21 protein-coding genes are annotated in these 23,059 nt (G+C 65.6%); 8 read left to right on the forward strand and 13 right to left on the reverse strand.

What is annotated here, in order from left to right; genetic code table 11:
* Nucleotides 1-103: 103 nt before the first annotated feature.
* The gene (locus ALTAJ2_RS06130) at nucleotides 104-1,087 is read right to left on the reverse strand and encodes a PLP-dependent cysteine synthase family protein (RefSeq protein ID WP_007108357.1); all 984 of its coding nucleotides are present in this window, start codon (nucleotides 1,085-1,087) and stop codon (nucleotides 104-106) included.
* 190 nt (nucleotides 1,088-1,277) lie between these two features.
* Here ALTAJ2_RS06130 and ALTAJ2_RS06135 point away from each other — a divergent pair, with 190 nt between their 5' ends.
* Nucleotides 1,278-1,607 (forward strand): VOC family protein, encoded by a 330-nt coding sequence (locus tag ALTAJ2_RS06135; RefSeq protein ID WP_007108358.1) that lies wholly within the window; start codon nucleotides 1,278-1,280, stop codon nucleotides 1,605-1,607.
* A gap of 97 nt (nucleotides 1,608-1,704) precedes the next feature.
* The gene (locus ALTAJ2_RS06140) at nucleotides 1,705-2,079 is read left to right on the forward strand and encodes a TlpA family protein disulfide reductase (protein ID WP_007108359.1); all 375 of its coding nucleotides are present in this window, start codon (nucleotides 1,705-1,707) and stop codon (nucleotides 2,077-2,079) included.
* 82 nt (nucleotides 2,080-2,161) lie between these two features.
* Here the strand turns inward: ALTAJ2_RS06140 and ALTAJ2_RS06145 are convergent, their stop codons facing one another.
* The 4 genes from ALTAJ2_RS06145 to thyA all read right to left on the reverse strand — a co-directional run bounded on the left by ALTAJ2_RS06145 (nucleotide 2,162) and on the right by thyA (nucleotide 7,213).
* Entirely contained in the window at nucleotides 2,162-4,360 is a 2,199-nt protein-coding gene (locus ALTAJ2_RS06145) for a thioredoxin domain-containing protein (protein WP_050031434.1), read from the reverse strand.
* 109 nt (nucleotides 4,361-4,469) lie between these two features.
* Entirely contained in the window at nucleotides 4,470-5,003 is a 534-nt protein-coding gene (locus ALTAJ2_RS06150) for a twin-arginine translocation signal domain-containing protein (protein ID WP_193365027.1), read from the reverse strand.
* A 636-nt stretch (nucleotides 5,004-5,639) separates the two neighbouring features.
* On the reverse strand, nucleotides 5,640-6,200 hold the full coding sequence (locus ALTAJ2_RS06155; RefSeq protein ID WP_007108363.1) for a dihydrofolate reductase: 561 nt from the start codon (nucleotides 6,198-6,200) through the stop codon (nucleotides 5,640-5,642).
* Nucleotides 6,197-7,213: a thymidylate synthase gene (thyA, locus tag ALTAJ2_RS06160; protein WP_007108364.1), complete on the reverse strand. Its 1,017-nt coding sequence runs from the start codon at nucleotides 7,211-7,213 to the stop codon at nucleotides 6,197-6,199. Before thyA ends, ALTAJ2_RS06155 begins: the two co-directional genes overlap by 4 nt.
* 142 nt (nucleotides 7,214-7,355) lie before the next feature.
* On the opposite strand from thyA, the gene ALTAJ2_RS06165 reads away from it, so the two are divergent.
* The gene (locus ALTAJ2_RS06165) at nucleotides 7,356-7,817 is read left to right on the forward strand and encodes a pyridoxamine 5'-phosphate oxidase family protein (protein ID WP_007108365.1); all 462 of its coding nucleotides are present in this window, start codon (nucleotides 7,356-7,358) and stop codon (nucleotides 7,815-7,817) included.
* A gap of 16 nt (nucleotides 7,818-7,833) precedes the next feature.
* On the opposite strand, the gene ALTAJ2_RS06170 is transcribed toward ALTAJ2_RS06165, so the two are convergent.
* On the reverse strand, nucleotides 7,834-8,421 hold the full coding sequence (locus ALTAJ2_RS06170; RefSeq protein ID WP_007108366.1) for a hypothetical protein: 588 nt from the start codon (nucleotides 8,419-8,421) through the stop codon (nucleotides 7,834-7,836).
* Nucleotides 8,422-8,863: 442 nt separating this feature from the next.
* Here ALTAJ2_RS06170 and purD point away from each other — a divergent pair, with 442 nt between their 5' ends.
* A complete protein-coding gene (purD, locus tag ALTAJ2_RS06175; protein ID WP_007108367.1) occupies nucleotides 8,864-10,156 on the forward strand; it encodes a phosphoribosylamine--glycine ligase in 1,293 nt (430 codons plus the stop codon).
* 51 nt (nucleotides 10,157-10,207) lie between these two features.
* Here purD and ALTAJ2_RS06180 read toward each other — a convergent pair whose 3' ends face one another.
* The 4 genes from ALTAJ2_RS06180 to ALTAJ2_RS06190 form a co-directional block, all read right to left on the reverse strand.
* Nucleotides 10,208-11,506 (reverse strand): MgtC/SapB family protein, encoded by a 1,299-nt coding sequence (locus tag ALTAJ2_RS06180; RefSeq protein ID WP_007108368.1) that lies wholly within the window; start codon nucleotides 11,504-11,506, stop codon nucleotides 10,208-10,210.
* A gap of 108 nt (nucleotides 11,507-11,614) precedes the next feature.
* Nucleotides 11,615-11,890, reverse strand: a complete 276-nt coding sequence (locus ALTAJ2_RS06185; RefSeq protein ID WP_007108369.1) for a PadR family transcriptional regulator — start codon at nucleotides 11,888-11,890, stop codon at nucleotides 11,615-11,617.
* Between the two features lie 451 nt (nucleotides 11,891-12,341).
* A complete protein-coding gene (locus ALTAJ2_RS19605) occupies nucleotides 12,342-12,488 on the reverse strand; it encodes a hypothetical protein (protein WP_007108370.1) in 147 nt (48 codons plus the stop codon).
* 381 nt (nucleotides 12,489-12,869) lie between these two features.
* The gene (locus ALTAJ2_RS06190) at nucleotides 12,870-13,496 is read right to left on the reverse strand and encodes a hypothetical protein (RefSeq protein ID WP_007108371.1); all 627 of its coding nucleotides are present in this window, start codon (nucleotides 13,494-13,496) and stop codon (nucleotides 12,870-12,872) included.
* A 265-nt stretch (nucleotides 13,497-13,761) separates the two neighbouring features.
* Between ALTAJ2_RS06190 and ALTAJ2_RS06195 the strand changes: the two genes are divergently transcribed.
* From ALTAJ2_RS06195 to ALTAJ2_RS06205, 3 genes are all read left to right on the forward strand, one after another.
* Nucleotides 13,762-14,508: a DUF7117 family protein gene (locus tag ALTAJ2_RS06195; protein WP_007108372.1), complete on the forward strand. Its 747-nt coding sequence runs from the start codon at nucleotides 13,762-13,764 to the stop codon at nucleotides 14,506-14,508.
* 272 nt (nucleotides 14,509-14,780) lie between these two features.
* A complete protein-coding gene (locus ALTAJ2_RS06200) occupies nucleotides 14,781-16,763 on the forward strand; it encodes an OPT family oligopeptide transporter (protein WP_007108373.1) in 1,983 nt (660 codons plus the stop codon).
* Nucleotides 16,764-16,797: 34 nt separating this feature from the next.
* Nucleotides 16,798-17,163 carry a PqqD family protein gene (locus ALTAJ2_RS06205; protein ID WP_007108374.1) on the forward strand — a complete coding sequence of 122 codons (366 nt, stop codon included), beginning with the start codon at nucleotides 16,798-16,800 and terminating at the stop codon, nucleotides 17,161-17,163.
* Nucleotides 17,164-17,232: 69 nt separating this feature from the next.
* On the opposite strand, the gene ALTAJ2_RS06210 is transcribed toward ALTAJ2_RS06205, so the two are convergent.
* The 3 genes from ALTAJ2_RS06210 to glyA form a co-directional block, all read right to left on the reverse strand.
* On the reverse strand, nucleotides 17,233-18,126 hold the full coding sequence (locus ALTAJ2_RS06210; protein WP_007108375.1) for a bifunctional methylenetetrahydrofolate dehydrogenase/methenyltetrahydrofolate cyclohydrolase: 894 nt from the start codon (nucleotides 18,124-18,126) through the stop codon (nucleotides 17,233-17,235).
* A 97-nt stretch (nucleotides 18,127-18,223) separates the two neighbouring features.
* On the reverse strand, nucleotides 18,224-19,036 hold the full coding sequence (locus ALTAJ2_RS06215) for an alpha/beta fold hydrolase (protein WP_007108376.1): 813 nt from the start codon (nucleotides 19,034-19,036) through the stop codon (nucleotides 18,224-18,226).
* Nucleotides 19,037-19,236: 200 nt separating this feature from the next.
* Nucleotides 19,237-20,490, reverse strand: a complete 1,254-nt coding sequence (gene glyA / locus ALTAJ2_RS06220; RefSeq protein ID WP_007108377.1) for a serine hydroxymethyltransferase — start codon at nucleotides 20,488-20,490, stop codon at nucleotides 19,237-19,239.
* A gap of 273 nt (nucleotides 20,491-20,763) precedes the next feature.
* Here glyA and ALTAJ2_RS06225 point away from each other — a divergent pair, with 273 nt between their 5' ends.
* Nucleotides 20,764-22,941, forward strand: a complete 2,178-nt coding sequence (locus ALTAJ2_RS06225) for a hypothetical protein (protein WP_007108378.1) — start codon at nucleotides 20,764-20,766, stop codon at nucleotides 22,939-22,941.
* The last annotated feature ends 118 nt before the right edge of the window (nucleotides 22,942-23,059 follow it).

The raw sequence follows: 23,059 nt of genomic DNA on the forward strand, positions 1-23,059 counted from the left end.
TAAGTAAAAGGCATTCGGCTAGCTGAAAGAAAGGTTTTCGTTACGGCGGGTGCGTTTTCGCCTGGCGTTCACGTGGTCACTGACGGCCGCGACGGCCGAGGCGTCAGTCGAAGAGGCCGGTCGAGAGATAGCGTTCGCCGCTGTCCCAGAAGACGGTGACGACGAGCGGGCAGTCGTCGGCCATCCGTCCGCCGTCGGTCTCCGGCGAAGCCGGCTGCTGGCCTTCGTCGAACGCGGTCGGGACCTCCGGACACTCGCGGTCCGGCTCGGCGATCTCGCGTGCGACGCGCTGGGAGACGAGACTCGTCGCGCCGCTCGACTGACCGACGAGGACTCCCTCCTCGCGGGCGAGTCGACGACACTCGTCTTCGGCGTCCTCGAGCGCCACGGTCTCGACGCGATCGAGGAGATCGAGGTCGAGGTTGTCGCTGACGAAACCGGGCCCCATCCCCTGGAACTCGTCGCTGCCGGATTCGCCGGTCGAGAGGACGGCGTTGCGCTCGGGTTCGACGGCGACGATCTCGACGTCGGGGAACTCCTCGCGGAGCCGGCGGCCGATGCCCGAGATCGTTCCGCCGGTGCCGACGCCGGCGACGAAGGCATCGACCTCGCGGTCGCCGACCTGCTCGATGATCTCCTCGCCGGTCGTCTGATAGTGTGCTTCGGGGTTTGCGGGGTTCTCGAACTGCCCGAGTTGGATCGCACCCTGGGCCTCGAGTTCCGCCGCTCGAGCGCGGGCGTCGGCCATCTCCCCCTCGACGAGTTCGAGGTCGGCCCCGTAAGCGGACAGCAGCCGCTGGCGTTCCGTGGACTTGTCCGCCGGCATGACGATCGTCAGGTCGTAGTCGCGGGCGGCCGCGACGAGCGCGAGTCCGATGCCGGTGTTCCCGCTCGTCGGCTCGACGAGCCAGTCGCCGGGTTCGATCAGCCCGTCGCGCTCGGCGGCCCGAATCATCTCGCGGGCCGGCCGGTCCTTGGCCGAGCCGCCGGGGTTGAACGATTCGATCTTCGCGGCGACCGTCGCACCCGCCGGCGAGTCGACCTGGACCAGCGGCGAGCCGATCGTGTCCAGGATGCTCCCTTTCATTGACCCGCAGTACGGTGTCCAGACGTAAACCCGTGCTGGACAGAGGCAGGACGTGCCGGTGTATCGGCTCGCCCGATCGAATCCGCCGGAGAGTGACGGCGTTCGGTGCTCGCGTCCCGGCCCGACACGGCCGGCGACGACCGCTCGCCGACCGCAGCCGATTTGTGTCGCTGTGACACAGGTAGCCGGTATGGACGGCATCGTGTTCTTTCGGACGGAGCGCCACGACGACGTGATCGAGTTCTATCGCGACCTCGGTGCCGAGATCTGGCTCGAGCAACCGGAGTGTACCATCCTCGAAGCGGGCTCGTTCCGCGTTGGTTTCTGCGCCGGATCGGAGGCGGATACCGAGGGGATCGTCACGTTCGTCTTCGACGGTCGCGACGGCGTCGACGAACTGTACGAGCAGTTGGAGGCCCGTGCGGACGGCGAACCCCAGTTCAACGATACGTACGACATTTACCAGTTCTTTGCGTCCGATCCCGAGGGACGAACCGTCGAGTTCCAGACGTTCGAGTGATCGCTGCTCGCCTCGAATCCCGGCGATCCGCGAGCGGGCCGCGCCGGACTGCCGTCGAAGCATCGCCGTTAAGCCCGCCCGGACGCAAGCCGTGCGTATGAGTCTCGAGACCATGCGGCCGAACCCCACGTGGGATGCGGCCAGCTACGAGGACGCAGTCGACACGCTCGCGGCCCACAGCGACGAACTGGTGTACACGGTCTGGGGTGGCGACTGGTGTAAGGACTGTCGCGCTCTCCTGCCTGACTTCGGCGCGGCGCTCGAGGCCGCCGCGGTCCCCGACGACCGTATCGAGGAACTCTCCGTCGATCAGGACAAGCAGGGGCCGGGCGTCGAGGAGTACGGCATCGAGTACATCCCGACGATCGTCGTCGAAACCGACGACGGCGAGGAGATCGTCCGCTTCGTCGAGGAGGAAGACGTGCCACCGGCCGTCTGGCTAGCCGAGCAACTCGAGGACGAACTCGCGTAACGCCGCCGGTTTCGGCCTCGAACCGACCGTCTTTCGAATCGCTATCCGCGCGCCCAGACGCGTCGCCCCTCGAGTATCGGCCCTAGAACGGGCTGCCCGACTCGTCGCCCGTCGTCCCGCTCGAGCCACTGGCGTCGGCGTTCGCACCGAGCCACTCGAGCGCGTCGGCCACGTCGTGGGTCGGCGGCGAGCAGGTCCGATCCCGACAGACGTACAGCGTCGGCTCGTCGTCGCGGGCCTCCCGGCCCGCCCAGATCGGCGGCGCGTCCGCGCGTCCGAGCGTCTCGAGCCACGCGTCGAGCCCGTCCTCGGTCGGCGGCCGCAGCGCGAAGAGCCGATCGGGGTAGTACTGCGTGGCGAGGCGGTCGCGCCACGCGGTCGGCAGGTCGTCGGCCGCGACGGTCACTTCGAGCGCGCCGGCCTCGAGCCGATCGGCGGCGAGACAGAGCGTCGCGTGCTCGAGCGCGTTCGTCTCGATTTTGTTCGCGTGGGTCTCGAGTACGGTGGCGGCGATCGTCTCGAAGTCCTCGGCTGCGAACTCGTCGAGGGCGAGGAGGGTTTCGACCGCGACCCCGGTCGCCGAGGGAGTCGACTGGTCGCCGAGTTCCTGCGGGCGGGTGACCAGCGCCTCGCCGCTCTCGGGCGTGAAGTACAGCGTCCCGCTGTCGGCGTCCCAGAACTCGGCCTCGATGACGCGAGCCAACTCGAGGGCGAACGCGAGGTGGTCGACCTCGCCGGTCGCCTGATAACAGTCCAGCGCACCCCGCGCGAGGAAGGCGTAATCCTCGAGGTAGCCGTCGATCTTGACGTCCCCGTCCTTGTATCGTCGCGAGAGACGCTGTTCGTCCTCGTCCCAGAGCTCGTCACGGACGAACCCGAGCGCGTCGACGGCGGTGTCGGCGTAGTCGTCCGCGCCGAGTACCAGCGCCGCCTCGGCGTAGGTCGAGATCATCAGTCCGTTCCAGCCCGCGAGGATCTTCTCGTCGCGGTTGGGTCGCGGCCGCTCCTGGCGGGCCTCGAACAGCCGCTGGCGGGCCGATTCGAGTCGCTTCAGGATCTCGTGGTCCGCGAGATCGAACTGCGCTGCGAGTTCCGACACCCTGGCCACGCGGTTCGGCTGGTTGCGCCCCTCGAAGTTGCCCGCCTCCGTGATGTCGTAGCGCGCACAGAAGAGGGCGGCGTCGGTCTCGTCCTCGAGCACGTCGTGGACTTCGTCGGGCGTCCAGACGTAGAACGCTCCCTCCTCGCGCTCCCCGGTCTCGGGGGAGTCGCTCTGGGCGTCGAGGGTGCTGAAAAAGCCCCCGTCATCGTGGGTCAGTTCGCGCTCGACGAACGACAGCGTGTCCGCGACGAGTTCCGCATAGCGGTCCTCGCCGGTCAGCTGGTAGCCCGAGAGGAACGCTCGCGGGATCTCGGCGTTGTCGTACAGCATCTTCTCGAAGTGGGGAACCGTCCAGTCCCGGTCGACGCAGTAGCGGTGGAAGCCGCCACCGACGTGATCGGCAAGCCCGCCCGCGGCCATCGCGTCGAGGGTCTCCTCGAACACCTCGCGGTACTCCTCGCGACCGGTGCGGTCGTACGTCCGCGCGAGGACGCGTAACCGCGACGGCTGGGGGAACTTCGGCCCGCTCGAGCCGAACCCGCCGTACTCGCGGTCGGCGCTCTGAACCACCGCGTCCGCCGCCGTCTCGAGTACGTCGCTCGAGGGCGGCTCCGGGGCCTCGACGGGGCTGCCCCCCGCGGCGTCCGGCGTCTCCTCGAGTCGGTCGGTCGCGGCGTCGGTCCACTGCTGGGCGCGGTTTTCCATCTCCTCGCGGTCCGCGTCGCTCTCCCAGGAGTCGCTGATGCGCTGGCAGAGATCGCGAAAACCGGGCTGGCCGCGCTGCCCCTCACGAGGGAAGTAGGTCCCGATGAAGAAGGGTTTGCCCTCGGGTGTGAGCCACGCCGAGAGCGGCCACCCGCCCTGTCCGCGCACGAGTTGACAGACGGTCATGTAGATGCTGTCGATGTCGGGGCGTTCCTCGCGGTCGACCTTGATCGGGACGAAGTTCTCGTTTATCACCTCGGCGACCGCTTCGTCCTGGAAGCTCTCCTCCTCCATGACGTGACACCAGTGACACGCCGAGTAGCCGATCGAGAGGAAAATCGGCACGTCGCGTTCCGTTGCGGCCTCGAGGGCCCGTTCGTCCCAGGGCTGCCAGTTGACGGGGTTGTCCGCGTGCTGGCGCAGATACGGGCTCTCCTCCTCGTCGAGCCGATTGCGCCGGGTCGGATCGGTCATGGACGGGCCTACGACCGACGCGGCTAAAAGCAACAGGTGATCCGGCATCGAGCACCGCCGCTCGCTCACTGTCGACAGCGCTCAAAACGGAGAAAACGGAAACTGCGCTCTAGCTTCCGCCGCCGCTCTCGTTGCCGCCGTTCCCCGTCGGCTCGTCCTCTCCGTCACCCATCGGTTCATCTGATTCGGCTTCACTGCCGCCGCCACCGCCGGTCTCGCCGGGGGTCGCCTCGACCAGACTCAGTTCGGAGTTGCGGAACTGCCCGTCCGCGCCCATCGTCTCGCTATCACCGGCACTGAGGTCGACGTCCTCCGTCATCAGGAAGCCGAGGGAGGGGGCGGAGCCGCCAACGTCGTAGTTGATGATGTAGACATCCCAGTCGTCCGGCGTGTCGAACTCGTCCTCCAGACCGGCCTCGCTGAACAGTTCGTCTTTCGTTCCGTCGTTCAGCGCTGAGGTAACGGTGAAGTCGACGCCGGGTTCGTAGTCGTCTCCGAAGACGACCACACTGCCACCGTCTTGAGCGGCTGCAGTCCCTGCACCTGCGGTTCCGAGCGCTACTGCGCCCGCAGTGAGGGCACTCTTTTTCATGAACGATCGCCGTGAGTCGTCGAATAGTCCGCTATCAGTTTCGTCTGTCATGTCTCTCACTTGTCCCCTCGCTCGGGGCACATGACCGTAGACCGGAGTATCGGAAAAGGGAGCCCGATCGTTTCACCTTCTATGGTTGCCTATACTCCAGCAACAGCACCTTTCGGGGCTCAAACGCCGACATATTGAAGGGGCCTCTATCGATGTCGACAGCGCTGAAAGACGGCGGTACCGACGGAAACGTAACTCGCGAGATAGTTGTCACAAAGGTTGGACAGTAGGGATGAGAAAACAAGCAAAGACGCCCCGACTGCCCCGTCGGTGTCGAGATCAAGAGGATGCCGGTCTCTACGAACGGGGCGGGTGAGTCAACAGTGTCGTCTCAGTCTCGATTCGGTCGGACCGTTTCGGGGGACCAAGAGGTGCTTTCGCCGGACAGTGCAGCGAACGTGAACGCCGTGAGACGCCCACCGAATCCGGATCGCCCTCCCGTCCTGGCGCGCCGCCGACGAGTGGACAGCCCCTTCGAGGAGTCGCTCGAGGCGCGAGCACGTGCCGGCGATCGAGGGATCCGGTCGTGAAACATCGCATTATGTTCCCGGAAAGAGTACGCATGGGCTCGTCGGTGTGTCCATATCGCCGCCGAAACGCGTCGCGAGCGCCGCCGTCGCGGCCGGCGGGTTCGGGTTACCGCTCGCGGACGTACTCCACGAACGCGAACCCGTCGCGTTCGTCTCGAGACGCCTCCGTCCACGACGCCCGCTCCCAGCCGGGGAAGAACGTGTCGCCGTCCGGTTCGTCGTGGACCTCGGTCACGACCAGTCGATCGAGCGCTGGGAGAAACCCCTCGTAGACGGTCGCCCCGCCGGCGATGAAGATCCGATCGGCATCGTCGTGGCACTCCCGCGCGGCCGTGTCGGCCCGGTCGACGGCTTCCTCGAGTCCGTTCGCGATCACGGCGTTGTCGGGCGTCTCGAGGTCTCGGCTCGTCACCACGACGGTCGTCCGCCCGGGCAGTGGCTCCCCCAGCGTCTCGAGGATCCCCTCGTAGGTCACTCGACCCATGACGACGGGGTGGTCCATCGTCGCCTCCTTGAAGTGTTGGAGGTCGTCGGGAATGTGCCACGGCATGTCGCCGTCCCGTCCGATGACGCCGTTGTCCGCGACGGCGACGATGCCGACGAGTTCGCGGTCGGTCTCGAGCGCGGACGGCGTCGCGTCGGCCGCCTCGTCCCGGTCCTCGCTCATTCGGCCACCGAGAACTCGATACCGTCGTGGGACTCGTAGTCCCGCAGTTCGACGTCCTCGTAGGACAGTTCGTCGATCGAGACGTCGGCGACCTCGAGCGTGGGCCGTGCGAGCGGCTCCCGAGACAGTTGCTCGAGCAGGCCGGGGACGTGATCGAGTCGCTCGTCGCCCTCGGTTTCGGGCGGGGCTTCGGACTCGAGCCACGCCTTGATATCCAGATAGTCCGCCCGCTCGTCGGCGTCGCTCAGCCTGGACTGGAGGGCCTCGAGGTTGTCGGCGTACCAGTCGCCGCGCGCGCCGCGGCCGCAGTAGACGTGCGTGTCGACGACGGTGTGCGCGAAGGTACCGGGTTCGAAGCCGGTCTGCTGGGCGATCACTTTCGTCAGGAGCGCGTAGGCCGCGATGTTGAACGGGATGCCGAGCGCGGTGTCGCCCGAGCGCTGCGTGAGATGACAGTTCAGGCGGTCGCCCTGGACGTTGAAGACGAACGAGTAGTGACAGGGCGGCAGCGTCGAAACGGCCGCGTTGGCCGGGTGCCACGCGTTGACCACGAGCCGCCGGGAGTTCGGCGAATCCGACAGGGTGTCGATCACGTACTGCAACTGGTCGAAGGTCCGTCGACCGTCGGCTTCGTCGGTGACCCACTGCTGGCTCTCGTCGGGCCAGGATTCCCCCTCGAGTCGGGCATCGTCCTCGGGGACCGGGAACCGCCGCCAGAAGCGGCCGTAGGCCGTATCGAGCCGTCCTTCGTCGTCGGCCCAGGCGTCCCAGATTTTCGTTTCCTCGCGGAGGTCGCGGATGTGTTCCGCACCGGAGAGATACCAGCAGACCTCGTGGAGCATCGAGTTCCAGCGATAGCCGTCCATCTCCTTGGTCGTCAGTAGCGGATACCCCTCCTCGAGATCGACCTCGTAGTGCTCGCTGAACGACGAAATAGTGTCGACGCCGGTCCGATTTGGTTTGTGAGTCCCTGTCGAGAGGACCGTGTCGACGAGCTCGAGGTACTGTCGCATTGAGCGCGATATTCAGACCGTGCGAATTTATCGGTATCGGTCCCGGACTCGGACGCACCAGTGTGTGAATATATAAGATGCGTACCAATATCGGTCGCGTTCACTTCCCAACTGATAACAATAACTGTGCTGATGAGACGATATGGAGATCGTCGAAAATACGCTGGACTCCGAACTCGACACCGTGCTCGATCGACCTCTGTTTTGTCATTTCGCACAAATCGCCGAGGCGGGACCACGGGTCTCGCCTCTCTGGTTCCTCTGGGAAGAAGACGTAATCTGGAACATCGCCCAGTTACAGGGGCGATCGTATCCGGAACGGGTACGCCGCCGTCCCCGTACGGCGATCGCGATCACGGATTTCGAACCACGTACGGGTCACGTCGAACACGTCGGAATGCGCGGCACGGCGAGTCTCGAGTCCTACGATCAGGAGCGGGCCGGGCGGCTTCTGGAAAAATACCTCGGGAGTGACGAGAACGAGTGGCCAAAGAGGTTCGTCGGACTCGATCCGACCGACTATCGGCTCATCAAATTCGAACCGGACACCATCGTCGCTCGGGATCAGTCGTACCCCGCGCCGCCGGAGATCGGCGATCAGTAAGCCATCGGACGGTCGTTCAACTCTGCTCTCCTCTTTCACCGGTGTCCCCATCGTCACAGACGCTCGCCGTGAGTCCCTCGAGAGCGGCCGGTTTACCTTCCAGACGGTATGTGAAGTCGTAGGAAGCGTTCAAGTCAGAGCCGTGAACGAGCGCGATCGTCCCGGTTCGCTCGTCGCCGAGACAGTCCTCCGCGTCCGCCCCGTTCGGATACGCGAACGGTGCGTATACTGTCTCGAACGTTCTCGTCTCCTCGGGTGGCACGACGAGGTCGGTTCTCGAGGGAGAGAGCGGTCGATTCGACCCGATCCCGACGATGCCGGGTCCGAGGTCGAACGACGAGCGGTCGAAGGAGTCGCGTTGTGGATCGATCGTCGGATTCGGGACGTGACCGTAGATCGCGATGAACCTAGCGAGAATGGACGCATGAGTTCGATTCTCGATATCGAACCGAGCACGGCCGTCTGGAAGTGGTTCGACGTTTCTCGCAGCGCCGTGGACTGGTTCCCAGACTGACTGTTCGGCCCACCCGTCCCCCGTCTCAGCTTTGACGCGAAGTGCCAGGTGTGTAGTGAGGTACGTTTCCAGGCGATCAGGGAAGACCACGGCAAACCGATCGTTTCCCCGGGTCGCTCCATTGTCTCGTATTCCGCATCCGTGATGGAGTTGAACAGGATGGCCTGCTCGACGTCGACATCGTCGTGGAACCGGACGACGAGTTCGATCCCGTCGTACCAGTAATCCGCGAACACGTCGGTCGGTTCCGGATCAGTGCTGGCAAACGGGAGCGATTCAGTGCAGCCAGCCGAGGCGAGCACGCCCCCGGTTGCGAGAGTCTGGAGAAGCGGGCGGCGGTTCATGTTCTAGAGTAGTCTTCTCGTGACAGATACATTCTTCATTCGTTCAACACTCTTGTGAGTCACTTCGACGAACGGAGAGCAGTGGTCGAATGTTCGTCTCCATCCAATTCGCGTCATATCCACGTGGATGTACATTTCTTCTCGAGGAAAGAGCAACGCTTACAGGTTCGTGCGTTCCGCGTTCGACCATGCGAGAGAACGTGCTGCTGATCGGTGGCGGCGGCCGCGAGCACGCCATCGCCCGCGCGCTCGAGGACAGCGAGGCCGACCTGTACGCCTGTGCCGGCAATCGGAATCCCGGCATCGCCCGCATCGCCGCCGGATTCGAGACGCTCGAGACGACCGACCCCGACGCCGTCGTCGACTACGCCGCGGAGATCGACGCGACGATCGCCGTGATCGGTCCGGAAGCGCCGCTCGAGGCCGGCGTCGCGGACGCGCTCGAGGCCGCGGGCGTCTACCCGTTCGGGCCGAAGGAGGCCGACGCCCGCATCGAGACGGACAAGGCCTTCCAGCGGGAGTTCATGCAGGAGAACGACGTTCCGGGCTGTCCGGACTTCGAGACGTTCGACGACATGGAGGCCGCGTGTGACTTCGTCGACGAGTACGACGGCGACCTCGCGATCAAGCCCGTCGGCCTCACCGGCGGCAAGGGCGTGAAGGTCATCGGCGATCAGGTCACCGCCGAGGAGGGCAAGGAGTACATCCGGGAGTCGGACTACGACCGGATCGTACTGGAGGAACGGCTGCTCGGCGAGGAGTTCACCATCCAGGCGTTCGTCGCCAACGGCGAGTTCCGCACCGCGCCGGCGGTCCAGGACCACAAGCGAGCCTACGAGGGCGACGAAGGACCGAACACCGGCGGGATGGGGAGCTACTCCGACGCGACCGACGAACTGCCGTTCATGACCGAGTCGGACTACGAGGACGCCGTCTCGATCATCGCGGCCACCGTCGACGCGCTCGACGACTACCGCGGCATCCTCTACGGCCAGTTCATGCTGACCGAGACCGGTCCCCGCGTCGTCGAGTTCAACGCCCGCTTCGGCGATCCCGAGGCGATGAACACGCTGCCGGTACTGGAGACCGACTTCCTCGATGTCCTCACCGCGGCTCGAGACGACGACCCGCTGCCGGCTCTCGAGTTCGCCGAGCGGGCGACGGTCTGCAAGTACGCCGTCCCCGAGGGGTACCCGACGGACCCCGAGGCCGGCGCGACGGTCCGGATCGACGAGGACAGCGCCGGCGATGCGCTCCTCTACTACGCCAGCGTCGACGAACGCGACGACGGCATCTACACGACGACCTCCCGGTCGTTCGCTTTGGTCGGCGTCGGCGACTCGATCGCCGAGGCAGAAGCGATCGCCGAGGACGCGCTCAGGGTCGCCGGCGAAGACGGACTGCGCGTGCGCCACGATATCGGCACCGCCGATCTCATCCAGCGCCGGATCGACCACATGGGCGAACTCCGCGATAACTGAGTCAGTCGTCCCGCTTCCTGACCGTGTGCCCGTCCAGACACTGCTCGCGGTCTAGACGACGAGAACCACCGACGCGACCGCCCCGCCCAGCAGCAAAACCGTGCTGTAGGCCGCGACCCGGTTCCGGAAGCCGTCGTTCGTCGAGGTCGCAGCCAGCAGTGCCTTGACGACGATGCTCGAGACCGTCGCGAGCAGGATGGCGATCGTCGCCTCCGCCGGCCCCAGTTGCCCGCCGCGGTAGAGGACGACCGCCGAGGTGGTCGCACCGGCGCTCGAGACGAAGCCGCTGGCGACGGCGGTCGCGTAGAAGCCGAGCGTTCCGAACCACGTCTCTGCCAGCGACCCGAACACGAGGACGACGAGGAAGACGGCCCCGAACGCGAGGGCGTTTTTCAGCGAAAACGGGCTCTCGAGATCCATCGGCCCGGATTCGGTCCAGTCGGCGGTGAGTGCGGCGACGGCGAACGCGAGCAGGATGACGGCACCGAGCGGGATGATCGCCTCGACGAGGATATCGGTCCCGCCGCCCGCGGTGAAGCCGACCGCGATCGCCAGATTCCGGGCGGCCATGGCGGCGTTCGCGAGCAGGATCGCCGCGACGGCATACGAGGACGCGTCGGGCCGCTGGTTGACGTGATCGAGCATCGTTCCGACGACGGCCGTCGAAGAGGCGAGACCGCCGAAGAAGCCGGTGATCGCGATGCCACGTCCGCCGTAGGTGGAGACGATCGCGTAGTTGACGATCCCGATCCCCGCGACGGCGACGACCATCAGCCAGATGACCTGGGGCTCGAGCGGGATCGTGAGCCCCGCGATTTCAGGCTCGTAGGTGGCCGGAAGCACCGGATAGATGACGAACGCGAGGATGGCGAACTCCGTGGTCGAGCGCATCTCCTCGCGGGAGAGCCCCCAAGCGAACTCGTGGAGTTCCCGTTTTAACACCAACAGGAGCGAGGAGAGGACGGCGACGGTGACGCCCTCGAGAATGAACCCGGCGGCGACCAGGATGCCGACGCCGTAAGCGACGAGCATCGAAACGGACGTCGTCAGCGACAGCCCCGTCTCCGCGGGGTCGTCCTGCATGAGTCCCTGGACCGCGAGCAAGATTCCCTGGACGATCACTAAGACACCGCCCAACGGAAGCAGACTCTCGCCGACCCCACCCTCGCGCACGAGCACGGTAAAGACCGCACCGAGCAGACTGATCAGCGAGAACGTCCGGATGCCCGCCGACTTCTGTGACCACTCGCGCTCGAGTCCGAGAAACATTCCCAGCGCGCCCGCGAGGGCCATCCGAACGACCGTCTCCTCGAGGGGCGCATCCGCGATCTGTAGCGCAACCCCGTTCACTGCCGAACGTTCGCCGCGACCACGGATAAGCGACCCGCCGGGAGAGGCGGACCGACAGTCGTGACTCCTGGGCGTCCAGCGACGGAAGCGACCGAGGTTCGGGGTCCGCTACAGGTCGACGTACTGGCTCTCCCACTCGCGGCGCGCCTCGAGTTCGCGGCGACCGCGACGAGTGAGCGTATAAAAGTTCGTTCGACGATCCCGGCGGCCCTTTTCGACGAGGCCCTTGTCGACGAGCGTGTCGAGGTTAGGGTAGAGCCGTCCGTGGTGGATCTCCTTCTCGTAGTACTGTTCGAGTTCCTCCTTGATCGCCAGGCCGTGGGGCTCGTCCTCGCCAGCGATGACGTAGAGCAGGTCACGCTGGAATCCTGTCAGGTCGTACATTGGGAAAGTACCAACCGTACTTACTGTCGAATTTTAATAAGGCTATCGGGTCGTTTCGATCGAAAGGAGGCTATTACCAGCGAGAGGGCGCGTTTTCAGCACAGTCGATCCATAACACCCGTGACGGATCGTCCACGAAACCACACATAATGCGCGATTCATGTTTACAGTTCGTGAGTTACGTTTCGGAACAATTATATCGGTCGACCGTGTTACTACTGGTTCATATCGTTCGGGAGTAACGGACGGTGCCGACGCTACGTCGATTCGATATCGAAACAGGAAAGCAGATCGCGTGACGGAAAAATGTCACGCGATCGCTTGCCGCCCTGAATTGGTCCCCGCTGACGCTTCGGCCCTCCAAGCGAAGCGTCACCAGAAAGGTTCTGCCGAGTGCACTTAAATGTAACGACACCGATCAGGACGGCGCTCCCGTCGCGCGTCGCCGTGGTCACATGTGCTCTTCCTCGAGCACCCAACCGATCGCGCGCTTGTAGTAGGTAAACATCTCCTCGACGCCGTCATGGCGCATCTCGTCGCTCTCGAGGTGGTCTTTGAGGAACTCGTACTGCTCGCGGATTTCTTCTTCGTCACGCATACCCGTGACTACCGAACGGACGGGGAAAAAAGCCGCTACGCCGAGTCGACATCGCGCCGTTTCCCGGTTGGGGCTCGCACTCGAGCGGACGGCGACCTGCTGCCCAGCCGCACGCGCGTGAACGAATGTTCGACACGATGGGCATCGGACCGTCGCTGTCGGTCGGTTCCGCGCTGCGTGTGCCGCGTCGTTTCGGATCGGAAGGACGCAGTTTCCGTCACGAAACGATCCGAAACGGGCGGCCGCTCTCAGGTGGCAGTCGCTCGGTATGCAGTGGCGATCCGATCGACGCTCGTGTCGAAAACGGGTTCCGCATTTGTTTATGATTGATGCGATCGAAACCGATGGGACACGGCCCTGGTCGGGGCCTGAGTGAACCGGTTACGAACTGTTCTCAGTGTCGCTCTCGTTGCTCTCGTTTCCGCTCTCCGTCTCGTTACCGCCGGTGTCGCCTTCGCCGAACGTCAGCATGACCTCTTCGTCGCCGCCATCGATTTCGACGTCCGATTCGGTCTCGTCGCCCTCGTATTCGGCGCTGACGGTGTAGGAACCGTCCTCGAGGTCCTCGAACTCGACCCCGCCGTCCCCGTCGGTCTCGGCCTCCATCGGGAAACTCCCGTCGCCGCCGTCGATCGTGGTCTCGTTGTCCGATTCGTTGCCCATCTCGTCCGATGTGTTGTCCGTCCCGTCGTCGGTCATCGTCTCGTTGTCCGAGACGTTGTCGGACTCGTTGCCCATCCCGTCGTCGGAGGAGTCGCCCATGCCCGCTTCCTCGAGAGTGACGGTCGCGCCTTCGACGGCTCCGTCGGCGTCTTCGACCATGACGGTCAGCGTATACGTCCCGTCGCCGGTCCCGCCGTCCTCGCTCTCGTTTTCGTCGCCGGTCGTGTCGTTCTCGTCGTCCGTCTCGTTGCCGCCGGGGCCGCTGTCTGCACACCCGGCGAGTGCGAGTGCGCTTGCTGTTCCTGCTGCGGTCACGAACGTTCGCCGGTTCAGTCTCCGGGACATATATTCGGGTTGGACGTTCCGTTTGGTTTCGATGTGGCCTGCAGGTGCTGCCCGTTAATGACCTATTGAACGACGCCCAACGACCGATGACCCTCATCGCGCGCGTACTATCAACGGGGTCGAAGTGTCACGAGAAGCGATGAAACGGGGACGAACGTGGACTTCACCGACGGGTTCGACCGACCCGTCGAACCGGACACGCGCCGTCGCTGCCCGGTCGCGGCGGGTCGGTGGGACTTTTGCCGTTCCGACCGTATCCCCGCCCATGAAAATCCGGGGCGAGCGCGAGTGCAAGGCGTGTGGAACTCGTTGGTCGTACTACGAGACCGGCAGCGTCGGCTGTCCGGCCTGCGGGAGCCTCCGAAGCGTCGGCGTCGACGAACGGACCGAACACACCGACCTCCAAGTCGCGTTCGATCTCACCCCCGTTCGGAACGCGATCGACGAGACTGAACCCGACGAACTCGCCGAGCGGGCGCGCGACCGCTGTCGCGAGTACGTTCGCCGGCGCGGGTTCGTCAACGCCGGCACCCTCCGGGACCTCGACGACACCTACCTCGCCGCGAGCGAACTCCTCCAGGTCGGCGACATCGTCGCTCGCGAGATCCACCTCGAGGACCGCGACGAGCTGTACTTCCTCTCGCTGCTTCGCGACGCCGATCGGGGCGAGCGGCCGCCGGTCGAGGACGTCCCGCGCTCGCTGCAGGCGGCCCGCGGGCTCGCGTACGCGACCGCCGTCCGCGAGTACCGCCGCGATGTCAGAACGTGGGCCGCAGATCGAGATCTCGCCGCCGACGAACGGAGCGCCCTCGAGACGCTCGGCGAACACGTCACCCGCGTCCGGATGCTCGACGGCGACATCGAACCGGAGACCGCCGAACGGCTCGTCGAGGCGACCCGCGAACTGGCACGCGGCCTGCGCGGCGACGAGTTCGCGTTCACGCAGGCCCAGGAGCGTCTGGACGCACTCGAGTTCACCGACAGTACCGCCGATGGCCGATTCGGCGGATAAACCGATGTCGCCAGCCGGCGACCCGGTGTAGGGGTACGGAAATCGCACTTTTCCGCGGACGGACCGGCGCTGGTCGCGCGCTCGAGGCCGGCACCGGTGACACCGTCTCGGTCGTCGTAAATCTTGCATCACTTATAGTCTCGATTGAATAGTAGCTAATCGACGGACGGACCGCCCTGAATCGGTTCGGCTAGCGACGGGTTCACTACCGGCACGGCCGCCTCGAACCGGTCGTCCGACCGAGCATTCGCAGGGTGGCCGGACCACCCACTATGGAACACGAACCATCGGAGAACCAACCGGAGGCAAGCGACAGTCGTACAGCATCCGAACAGTCGACGGCGGACGGGCCGTCCCCGTACGTTCCCGCGGGAAAGAGCGTCGCCGAACTCACGATCAAGGCGGTCGGCATGGGCCTCGCGCTCAACGTCGTGATGCTGACCGCGAACATGTACCTCGGCATGCGCTCGGGAATGACGATCAGCGCGTCCATCCCGGCCGCGGTCATCAGTATGGGCCTCTTCTACGGCCTTCGACAGGTCGGCATCGGCGGCTCGATCCTCGAGAACAACATCGTCCAGACGATGACCTCCGCGGGCGAGGCGCTGGCGGCCGGCGTCATCTTCACGATCGCCGGCGTCACGTTCCTCGATCAGCCGATCAACATCGTCAACACCGCGGTCGTGGCGATACTCGGCGGCCTGCTCGGGGTCCTCTTTATGATCCCGATGCGTCGGTATCTCATCGTCGACAAACACGAGGAACTCCCCTATCCTGAGGGGACCGCGTGTGCCGACGTCCTCGAGGCCGGCTCGCGCGGCGACGAGGGCGTGAAGCTCATTTCCGTCGGGTTCCTCGCGGGCTTCGTCTACATGTGGCTGGCAAACGGGATGGCTGCCTTCCGAACGACGATCCAGACGGCGTTCTCGGCGGGTGAAACCGACGGGTTCGCGATCGGCGGGGACTTTACGCCCGCGCTGATCGGTGTCGGCTACATCATCGGACCCCGGATCGCCGGCTACGTCTTCGGCGGCGGACTGATCTCCTGGATGATGCTGATCCCGCTGTTGATCACGGGTGGGTTCGTCCCGGAGTCGGCCGCCGACGCGGCACTGATGACGCAGGCGAACGAGGTCTGGGACGAGTACATCCGCTACGTCGGCGCAGGGGCAATGATCGTCGGCGGGTTCTACGCGGTCGTCTCGATGCGGGGGACGATCGCCGACGCGCTCGGTACCGCCGCGGCGGAGATCCGCGACTCCGGATCGGACGCGACCGCGGACCGCAAACGAACCCAGCGGGACCTGCCAATGAAGGTCGTCGTGGGCGGCGCGATCCTGATCGCGCTCGCACTGGTCGCGGTCCCGCAGGTCCAGGTCGGCCTGCTGGGCGGGTTCATCGCGGTGATCGCCGCGTTCCTCTTCGTTGCCGTCTCGGCGTACCTCGTCGGGGTCGTCGGTAGCTCTTCGAACCCCGTCTCGGGGATGGCCGTCGCGACGATCCTGATCGCGGCGCTGGCGCTGCGCTCGACCGGTGTCACCGACCCCGTCGTCGTGCTGGTGACCGCGTCGGTCGTGGCGATCGCCGCGGCGGTCGCGGGCGACACCTCACAGGACCTCAAGACGGGCTACCTCCTCGGGGCGACGCCCCGGAAGCAACAACTCGCACAGGTGATCGGCATCGCCGTCTCGGCGCTGTTCGCCGGGTGGGTCCTGTCTTTCTTCGATCAGGCTTACGGGATCGGGGGCAATACCATTCCCGCACCGCAGGCCGGGATGATGGCGCTGATCTCCGAGGGCGTCCTCACGGGCACCGCCCAGTGGGGGATGATCCTCATCGGTGCTGTCTTCGCGTTCGTCCTGATCCTGATGGACGTCCCCGTCCTGCCCTTTGCAGTCGGGATCTACCTTCCGATCACGCTCGCGACGCCGATCTTCCTCGGCGGCCTGCTCCGGGCCGGGATCGACCGCTACGTCGCCCGGCGCGACGACGAGGACGGCACGCTCGCCGAGCACGCGACCTCGAGGGGCCGAATCGTTGCGGCCGGGCTGATCACCGGCGAGGCGATCATGGGGATCGTCATCGGCGCGCTCTACATCACCGGGACCGGAAACGCCGACGGCGCGCCGTTCCCGCTCGGCCTCGATGCCGGGACGCAGTCGATTCTCGGCGTCGTCGCCGTCGTCGCGCTCGTCGGGCTCTTCACCGCGACCGTCCTCTGGAACGCGCCCGAGACCGAGGCGACCGACCAGTGATCGAGTCGAAAACGACGACCGGGAACGCCACCGCATGACCGAACACGGCCCGACCGCGGTTCCGAGACGCGACGCCGACGACTGGGAGATAGCGACGGTCGACGGCGAGGCGCGGGTCACGATCCACTGGACGAAGCGGCCGCAAAACCGGCTCGATCGGTTCCTGTTCGACCTCTTCGGGACCGATCGGGAGCGGGAACTCGAGCTCGATCCCGTCGGGACGACCGTGTGGCGCCATTGCGACGGCGACCACACCGTCGCAGAGATCGCCGAGCGCGTCGCGGCATCCCACGAGTCCGACCGGGTCGCTCCCGTCGACGAGACGCTCGCGCACTTCCTCATGCGACTCGAGGAACGGGGCCTCGTCCGGTTCGACGCGAGCGAAACGACCGGGGAGTGAGTCACGCCGGACTCGCTGGGGTCGTCGGTCGGGAGGAGAAAACTGCCGGCGAGTCGATCCGGACCGCGCTCAAGGAAGGTCGACGTCGATGTCTTCCTGCAGGCCGGCGGCCTTGACCGTGTTGTACAGCAGCATGGCACGGGTCATCGGACCGACGCCGCCGGGGACAGGGGTAATCGCGCTGGCTTTCTCCTTGGCGCTCTCGAACTCGACGTCGCCGACGAGTTCGTACCCCTTGTCCGTGTCGGCGTCGACCCGGTTGACGCCCACGTCGATGACGACCGTGCCGTCCTCGAGCATCGACCCGTCGACGAGTTCGGGGACGCCGGCGGCCGCGACGACGATGTCGGCGCTGCGGGTCTTCGCGGCGAGGTCGTCCGTACGGGAGTGACAGACCGTCACCGTCGCGTTGCCGTCCTCGGCTTTCTGGATCAGGAGGTTGGCGAGCGGTTTGCCGACGATGTCCGAGCGGCCGACGATGGTCACGTCCTTGCCCTCGGTGTCGATCTCGGCCGACTCGAGGAGCTTCTGGACACCGTGGGGAGTACAGGGACGGAAGCGGGCGTCGCCGGCGACGAGTCGGCCGACGTTCTCGGGGTGGAAGCCGTCGACGTCCTTCGCGGGATCGACCCGGCGGATGACCTCACGGTAGTCGACGTGGTCCGGGACGGGGGCCTGAACGATGTAGCCGTGGACGTCGTCGTTCCCGTTGAGGTCGGCGATGGTGTCGAACAGGTCCTCTGGCGGGGCGTCGCCGTCGACGTCGACGTGGTGACTCTCGATGCCGACCTCCTCGCAGTCGCGCTGTTTCATGTTCACGTAGGTCTGGCTCGCGGGGTCGTCGCCCATGAGGACCGTCGCCAGGCCCGGCCGCGCGCCCGCGTCCGCCAGCGTCTCGATCGCGTCGGTGAGGTCGTCTCGGATCTCGCTCGCGACGGCGTTGCCGTCGATGATCTCCGTCATTACCTGAGTGGGGGGCCGCGGGGCTCATTAATCCCCGGATCGGTGCGCACAACGGCGGTACATTCGGCCCGAATGTACACGTTCGTGGGTGGCCGTGTCAGAATCGCTCGTCGAGGAACGACCGGATCGCGTCGTTTGCCGCCTCCGGCCGCTCGCAGTTCGCGGTGTGGCCCGCCTCCGGAAGCAGCGTCATCTCGGCGTCGGGCAGTTCCTCGAGCATCGGTTCGGCTCTCGAGGGATCGATCGACGGATCTTCCGCGCCGTGAACGATCAGGACCGGAACGTCGATTTCCGAGAGGCGATCGGTCACGTCCGCTCGATCGAGCCAGGAATGCAACTCGTGATAGACCGCCGCGCCGGGATAGGTCGTCCAGCGGTCGACCCAGGCGTCGACCAGTTCGGGGTGCTCCTCCCGGGTCGTCTTGCCGAAGAGGTAGTCGGTCACGCCGTCGGCCAACTCGCGCGGGGTCGGGTCGAGTGACCCCGCCAGCGGCTCGACGAGGTCGCCGTATACCGCTTGCTCGTCGGGTGTGTGCGGCGTCGCCATCGAATCGATCAGGACGAGGCCGTCGACCCGCTCCGGATACTCGAGCGCGAATCGCAACGCCATGAAGCCGCCCATCGACATGCCGGCGACGACAGCGCTGTCCTCCCCGATGCCGTCGAGCACCGCCGCGCAGTCGTCGGCCAGATCCCACAGATCGTATTCCGGCGCGTACCGGTCCGTTCGCGCCCGCAGATCGTAGGCGACGGCCCGGTACTCGTCCTGCAGGGCCTCGAGCTGCGGGGCGAACATCGTCCGATCCATCAGGGTTCCGTGCGCGAAGACGATCGGCCGACCCGCACCGACATCGGCCGTCAGCGCGTCGGTCCGCGATCGATACATCTCCGTTGCGGAGTCGTCCGTCATGTGAACACATTCACGTAAATCGCGCTGAAAAAGATGTGGTATGCGGAACCACTCCTCACGGGCGGGCTGAGACGGACCGATCGGACTCGATGCCGATCCGAGCCCATGGCACACCGTACCGCTCATGACGGCCGCACGAACTCGCGTGCGGAGGCATCGCGACCGCCGTTGGGCACCCAGATGTCCCTGCAGTCGGTCGCTTACTCGTCTTCGTACAGCGGGTTCTCGTCGCACAGCGTCGCGACGTCCTCGCGAACCGCCTCGATAACGGCCTCGTCCTCGGGGGCGTCGACGACGCGGGCGATCAGGTCGCCGACTTTGCGACAGTCGTCCTCGTCGAAGCCGCGCGTGGTCAGCGCCGGCGTCCCGGCACGGATACCGCTCGGATTGAACGGCGAGCGCGTCTCGCCGGGCACCGTGTTCCCGTTGAGGACGATGCCGGCCTCCTCTAAGGCCTCCTCGGCGTCGCCGCCGGAGGTGTCGGGGTGGCTGTCACGCAGGTCGACGAGCACGAGGTGGTTGTCGGTGCCGCCCGAGACCAGCGAGAACCCGTGCTCGGAGAGACTCTCGCCGAGGGCCTTCGCGTTCGCGACGGTCTGCTCGGCGTAGTCCTCGAACGCGGGCTCGAGGGCCTCTTTGAAGCCGACGGCCTTGCCGGCGACGTTGTGCATGAGCGGGCCGCCCTGGCCGCCGGGGAAGACGGCGGCGTCGATGTCGTCGGCGTACGCCTCGTCACACATGACGATGCCGCCGCGGCCGGCGCGGATGGTCTTGTGGGTCGAACCGGTGACGAAGTCGGCGATGCCGACGGGCGACGGATGGACGCCGGCGGCGACGAGCCCGGTGATGTGGGCGATATCCGCGAGGTGGAGCGCGTCCACCTCGTCGGCGGCCGCCTGAATGCGCTCCCACTCGATCTCGCGCGGGTACGCGGAGTAGCCAGAAACGATGATGTCCGGGTCGAACTCGGCGGCGTGGTCGGCGAGGGCCTCGTAGTCGATGTAGCCCGTTTCGGGATCGACTTCGTACTGCTCGACCTCGTAGAGTTGGCCCGTGAAGTTCGCCGGGTGGCCGTGACTGAGGTGGCCGCCGTGGTTCAGATCCAGCGACAGGATCTTGTCGCCGGGCTCGAGCATCGCGAAGTAGACCGCCTGATTTGCCTGCGTGCCCGCGTGGGGCTGGACGTTGACGTGGTCGGCACCGAACAGTTCCGTCGCGCGTTCGATCGCGAGTTCCTCGACCGCATCGGCGTACTCACAACCGCCGTAGTAGCGCTCGCCGGGATAGCCCTCGGCGTACTTGTTCGTCAGCGCACTGCCCTGCGCGTCGATGACCGCCTCGCTGGCGTGGTTCTCGCTGGCGATCATCTGTAACGTCTCTCGCTGGCGGTCTACCTCGCCCTCGAGGGCGTCGGCAACGGCGGGATCGACGTCCCGAACCTGATCGTGGTTCATATCCGAAATGCAGTCTGGCGGCCGCATAAGTGTACCTTTCCCCGGCAAGAGGAGCCACTATACGAGATCTCGACGACCTTTCCCCACTTGCCGACCGTTGACCGCGTACGGGTGGACGCAACGGCCCGTCCGAGACGAGTCAGCCCGTCAATGTTTCATTCCGTGCGTTATTACCTATCAATATTATAACCGAGCGGTCGAGTACCGGCTGTATATGCCACTTACACGAACCCCGATACAACTAACTTGTCCCAGTGACATTCTGCCAACCGAATGATCGAGTGGGCGGTAGATGGCGACACTCTCCACGTCACCGACGCGGACAACGCCGAGCTAGCGGTCACTGGTGACGACCTCGACGTCAGCAGCTCCGACAGCGACGTCTCGCGCCCGGTCGACGAGACGGTCGCCCTGACGACGGACGAACTACGGTTTCCCCACGCGGTCGTCTACGCGTTCTCCCTCGGGCGCGAGGAACAGTACGAACTCGACCCCAGCGGCGAGCCGCTCGCGCTGTCGTCCGGCGAGTACGTCGTGGATATCGATACGGAGATCAAGGCTTACCTCCAGTTCACCGGGGAAGCGACGATCGAAAAGACCGACGACTACGAGGAGGTCGTCGTCTCTTTTCCGGATCGAACGCGCGTCGTTCTCGGAGTTCGCTGTCGCCACGAACTCCCCGCCGGTACGATCACCGTGCCGGACTCCCCGTCGGCGATCGCCGAGGCCATCACGCACATGGCCGCCTCACACAAGACCACCCGGCCGGACCGATCGTACCCCACGCTCCGCGGCCATCCGTCGCTGATCGAACGCGGCGAGCGCCTCGAAATTCCCGACTGCATCCGAGCCGATACACCGGACCACGGGATCGAACTGATCCTCCCACCGGACTACGAGGCGCTGTTCGTAGCCGCGCCGCTGGCGTACTACCTGCAGGCAACCGTCCGGACGACCGACGCGGGATCGGACTCTCGGCCCGGAGCCGATCCCGACCGGCCGCGGCTCCGGCTCCGCGACCACGGCCGCGAGGAGGAGCTTTCGCCGATGCCGGCCCTCGAGCGCGATGTCGAGCGACTCCTCCGGAAGACGTTCTTCCTCGATTGTCTCGCCCGGAACGCCGGTCCCCACGGGACCACCCTCTCCGAGAGCAGTCTGCTCGCGGCGCTTGGTCTCGACGCCAGCGTGCTCTATCATGCGTCGCCGCAGGATCGGTTGGCGACCTACCTCGACGTCCCCTACGCGGCGATCAAACACCGCCTGCCGGAGTGGCACCTCTCGACGTACGTCTCCCCGACCTACGACAGCGTCGAGACGCTGCCCTTCCTGCTCGACCGGCTGAGCATGATTTACACGCCCCAAACCTCGGAGCTCGAGGGCCAGGAACTGGTCGAGCGCTCGCTCGAGGACTTCTATCGGGGCAACGGCGGCCCCGCCGAATTCGCGTCCGGTATCCAAGCCACGCCGGCGATCGGGTCGGGTCGTGATTCCGGACGCAGTCGGGCCACCACCGGCCAGGTCGCCTCGGTCGATATCGTCAAACCCGAACTCCGAAGCGGCCGCACACACGGGTGGCTCGCGGACGGCGTCCCGATCGACGTCTTCAAATCGACGCCCGCGGCTTACCACAACCGATTGGAGTTCCTCGAGCAGGCGAGCGATTCGACCTCGATCTGTGTCGTCCTCAACGATCCGGAGATGGCCGGCGAGCACGACGATGTCGCCGAAATCTATCGCCAGCGCTCCGAGGAACTCACGATCGATCTCACCGTCACTGAGTCGCTCGAAACGGCCGCCCTTGCCCGTGTCCTGGAAGACGACAACGACTTCGTTCACTACATCGGCCACTGCGAAACCGGCGGACTGTGCTGCCCCGACGGAACGCTCGCGACCTCGAGTCTCGACCGGTGTAATGCACAGACGTTCTTCCTGAACGCCTGCGGGTCCTTCTACGAGGGCATGAACCTGATCGAAAAGGGAAGCGTCGCCGGCGCGGTCACCGTCACCAAGGTGTTGAACGACCACGCCGTCAAGGTCGGATCGACGTTCGCCAAGCTACTGGTTCACGGCTTCAGCATCGAACGTGCGATGGTGCTCGCTCGGCGGCGGATCATGATGGGGAAAGACTACGCCGTCGTCGGCGACGGCACCCACTCGCTTACCCAGGCGGAAAGCCGCAACCCGACGACCGCGCGACTCGAGGAACTCGGGGAGGACGGGAACGACGGGCAGTATCTGCTGTCGCTCGATTGTTACTCGACGCGGGTGACCGGCTCGTACTACTTCCCACACACCGAAACCAACGACTACGCCTATCTCTGCGGGAACGAGTCGAACTTTACGCTGACGGAGCCGGAGCTGGCGACGATGCTCGCGGAGACGGAGGCGTCAGTGATCTACGACGGCGACATCTACTGGTCGAAAGAATTGAGCAAGCGGTTCGATCGGTGAGCGACTACGGCCCGCCGTACGTGCTGACTCGCTTGGCCCGCGCCGTGAACCGCGGCGACGTCCGATCGGTCCCTCGCCTGTTCGCTGCGCTCTCGACTACCGTCTGTACGACCCACCA

It is taken from the genome of Natrinema altunense (assembly GCF_000731985.1).
Classification (GTDB): Archaea; Halobacteriota; Halobacteria; order Halobacteriales; family Natrialbaceae; genus Natrinema; species Natrinema altunense.

What these genes read in the sequence shown, in the direction of transcription:
- ALTAJ2_RS06185 (WP_007108369.1), bottom strand. Translation starts at nt 11,890, where the DNA reads ATGTACGACCTGACAGGATTCCAGCGTGACCTGCTCTACGTCATCGCT.
- ALTAJ2_RS06225 (WP_007108378.1), top strand. Translation starts at nt 20,764, where the DNA reads ATGATCGAGTGGGCGGTAGATGGCGACACTCTCCACGTCACCGACGCG.
- ALTAJ2_RS06215 (WP_007108376.1), bottom strand. Translation starts at nt 19,036, where the DNA reads ATGACGGACGACTCCGCAACGGAGATGTATCGATCGCGGACCGACGCG.
- glyA (WP_007108377.1), bottom strand. Translation starts at nt 20,490, where the DNA reads ATGAACCACGATCAGGTTCGGGACGTCGATCCCGCCGTTGCCGACGCC.
- ALTAJ2_RS06140 (WP_007108359.1), top strand. Translation starts at nt 1,705, where the DNA reads ATGAGTCTCGAGACCATGCGGCCGAACCCCACGTGGGATGCGGCCAGC.
- ALTAJ2_RS06190 (WP_007108371.1), bottom strand. Translation starts at nt 13,496, where the DNA reads ATGTCCCGGAGACTGAACCGGCGAACGTTCGTGACCGCAGCAGGAACA.
- ALTAJ2_RS06145 (WP_050031434.1), bottom strand. Translation starts at nt 4,360, where the DNA reads ATGACCGATCCGACCCGGCGCAATCGGCTCGACGAGGAGGAGAGCCCG.
- ALTAJ2_RS06135 (WP_007108358.1), top strand. Translation starts at nt 1,278, where the DNA reads ATGGACGGCATCGTGTTCTTTCGGACGGAGCGCCACGACGACGTGATC.
- ALTAJ2_RS06150 (WP_193365027.1), bottom strand. Translation starts at nt 5,003, where the DNA reads ATGACAGACGAAACTGATAGCGGACTATTCGACGACTCACGGCGATCG.
- ALTAJ2_RS06165 (WP_007108365.1), top strand. Translation starts at nt 7,356, where the DNA reads ATGGAGATCGTCGAAAATACGCTGGACTCCGAACTCGACACCGTGCTC.
- thyA (WP_007108364.1), bottom strand. Translation starts at nt 7,213, where the DNA reads ATGCGACAGTACCTCGAGCTCGTCGACACGGTCCTCTCGACAGGGACT.
- ALTAJ2_RS06195 (WP_007108372.1), top strand. Translation starts at nt 13,762, where the DNA reads ATGAAAATCCGGGGCGAGCGCGAGTGCAAGGCGTGTGGAACTCGTTGG.
- ALTAJ2_RS06155 (WP_007108363.1), bottom strand. Translation starts at nt 6,200, where the DNA reads ATGAGCGAGGACCGGGACGAGGCGGCCGACGCGACGCCGTCCGCGCTC.
- ALTAJ2_RS06205 (WP_007108374.1), top strand. Translation starts at nt 16,798, where the DNA reads ATGACCGAACACGGCCCGACCGCGGTTCCGAGACGCGACGCCGACGAC.
- ALTAJ2_RS06210 (WP_007108375.1), bottom strand. Translation starts at nt 18,126, where the DNA reads ATGACGGAGATCATCGACGGCAACGCCGTCGCGAGCGAGATCCGAGAC.
- purD (WP_007108367.1), top strand. Translation starts at nt 8,864, where the DNA reads ATGCGAGAGAACGTGCTGCTGATCGGTGGCGGCGGCCGCGAGCACGCC.
- ALTAJ2_RS06130 (WP_007108357.1), bottom strand. Translation starts at nt 1,087, where the DNA reads ATGAAAGGGAGCATCCTGGACACGATCGGCTCGCCGCTGGTCCAGGTC.
- ALTAJ2_RS19605 (WP_007108370.1), bottom strand. Translation starts at nt 12,488, where the DNA reads ATGCGTGACGAAGAAGAAATCCGCGAGCAGTACGAGTTCCTCAAAGAC.
- ALTAJ2_RS06200 (WP_007108373.1), top strand. Translation starts at nt 14,781, where the DNA reads ATGGAACACGAACCATCGGAGAACCAACCGGAGGCAAGCGACAGTCGT.